The sequence below is a fragment of the Neisseria sp. P0021.S006 genome (assembly GCF_051956895.1).
Window position 1 is genome coordinate 1 of sequence record NZ_JBQCWZ010000984.1, and the last position, 546, is coordinate 546.

The 546-nt window shown below is 48.5% G+C and carries 1 protein-coding gene; it reads right to left on the reverse strand.

The features are described from left to right. Positions 1-159 precede the first annotated feature (159 nt). The coding region (gene nusB, locus ACTHUM_RS18290) for a transcription antitermination factor NusB (protein ID WP_440403720.1) at positions 160-546 on the reverse strand (387 nt) is incomplete at its 5' end.

The window sequence follows — 546 nt, forward strand, 5'->3', positions numbered from 1 at the left end:
AAACAAAACTGCCCCGGTTATGAAATACCAAAATCGGAATAAATCGAAATATAAAAGGCCGTCTGAATTTCAGACGGCCTTTTGGATGGTTTGGCTGTATAAGCAGATGAGCCTCAATAGGGCAAAGATCAGTAATCTTGTTCCGATGTGAAGTCAATCTTAGCCTTTGCGGCGCGGTTCATCAGGGCGGATGCGGGAAGCCAGCTGGTCGAGGATGCCGTTGACGAATTTATGGCCGTCGGTGCCGCCGAAAGTTTTGGTAACTTCGATGGCTTCGTTGATGATGACAGGATAGGGGGTTTCAGGCATGGTGCTCAGCTCATGGCAGGCAACCAGCAAAACGGCGCGTTCGATAGGACTGAGGTCTTTTTCGTCGCGGTCAAGCAGGGGGCTGATTTTTTCCATGTATTCTTCGGCATGGGTTTGTGCGCCGAAAAACAGTTTGTTGAACAGCTCTTCATCCATATTGGACGCTTTAGACAGTTCGTGGATGTTTTTGGCGATTTCTGGGGCGGCAGTTTTGTTGATGCCTGCTTGATAAATAGC